The 1,322-nt window shown below is 63.8% G+C and carries 2 protein-coding genes; one reads left to right on the top strand and one right to left on the bottom strand.

Annotated features, from left to right (window positions below):
• On the top strand, nt 1-302 hold a 302-nt coding region (locus ACXJ7R_RS33035; RefSeq protein WP_457155461.1), incomplete at its 5' end, for a helix-turn-helix transcriptional regulator.
• Between the two features lie 262 nt (nt 303-564).
• Here the strand turns inward: ACXJ7R_RS33035 and ACXJ7R_RS33040 are convergent.
• Nucleotides 565-1,122 (bottom strand): dihydrofolate reductase family protein, encoded by a 558-nt coding sequence (locus ACXJ7R_RS33040; RefSeq protein ID WP_457155462.1) that lies wholly within the window; start codon nt 1,120-1,122, stop codon nt 565-567.
• Nucleotides 1,123-1,322: the final 200 nt, after the last annotated feature.

Raw genomic sequence — 1,322 nt, forward strand, 5'->3', positions numbered from 1 at the left:
ACCTAGGGCAGCGCGTGGGGCTCGGTCGCTCGGCGTTTTCAGCTCGCTTCACCAACCTCGTCGGCCAGTCCATGTACCGTTATCTGATCGCACGCCGCATGTCGGAGGCTGCGTTTCTGCTCGAAACAAGCGACGAGGGGATTGCAAGGATTGCGACCCGTGTCGGCTACGAGACCCCGGCCGCGTTTTCGAAGCTGTTCCATCGACATCATGGCCTATCGCCTGGCCGTTATCGAGCAGCTCGCCGGTCTGACGGTGGCCGAAGGCAAGGGGACGTCCTGGAAGCAGAAGTCGCCGATTGACCTCGACCAAGCTGGCTACTGGAAGGTCTGGCGATGGGCGGCGGGGCGGCTCCGGCAGGAGTGTCCAGTTTGTTCACAAATGGCGCGCAGAATAGTCACCCCGCCAGTACGCGCAGCCAGCCGAGGTCTCCGCTACAGACGGCCCGGCGCTTGGGTGCATCTGGTCTCATCCAGGCCGCCAGGCGACCAAAGCCGACTGCTAATCGGCGGCGCTCCTGCGACACGCAAGCCCCCGAGTTGGGCGCGTTGAGGCTGCTCGGAGTCAGCGCTCGCGCCGATAGTGCATAGCGACCGCGCTGTTGCGGAGCGGCTTTGCCGAGACCAGCTCGAGCCGTCGCGCACTGGGCAGCCCGCCCTGGTACAGGGTCGGGCCGTGGCCAGCGATCCTGGGATGGACGAGGAGCTGATATTCGTCGATCAGATCCAGCCGGTCCAGCTCGGTCGCGAGTTTGCAGCTACCGAGGAGCACGCCGGCCGGAGTCGCGTCCTTGAGCCTCTGTACGCCTGTTCGCAGGTCGTCGGCGATGTGGTGGCTGTTGGCCCACGGGAAGTCCGTTCGCGTCGACGACACCACGTACTTCGGTTTGGCGTCCAGCTTGACCGCCCACTCGCGTAACGCCGGCGGCGCCTCCACGTCGCCGCGAGCCACCGCCGGCCAGTAGCTCTCCATCATCTCGTAGGTGATGCGGCCCCACAGCATCGCCCCGCCCTCGTCCATAAGGCGGGTGAAGAACGCGTGCGTCTCGTCGTCAGCGATTCCCTCCTCATGATCGACGCAGCCGTCCAGGGTGACGTTTATGCTGAAGGTCAATAGTCCCATGCGACGAGCCTAAGCCATCCGCTCGAAAAAACGTAGGGCTATTGCTCGCGGTTGATGTTCAACTTCCGCTATGAGAAAGCGTTGCCCACCCGTGATCCGCTACAACCGGGCTCGGGGGCTTCCGTTTCCCCGTGCGAGGTCATCGATGGGCTCGGATTCCGTCGGCCTTGGCAAGAGTAATAGTCAGCCCACTTACATCA

The sequence above is a fragment of the Mesorhizobium sp. P5_C1 genome (assembly GCF_054049815.1).

Bases quoted from the DNA above. Each gene is read 5' to 3' on its own strand.
- ACXJ7R_RS33040 (WP_457155462.1), bottom strand. From the start codon at position 1,122: ATGGGACTATTGACCTTCAGCATAAACGTCACCCTGGACGGCTGCGTC.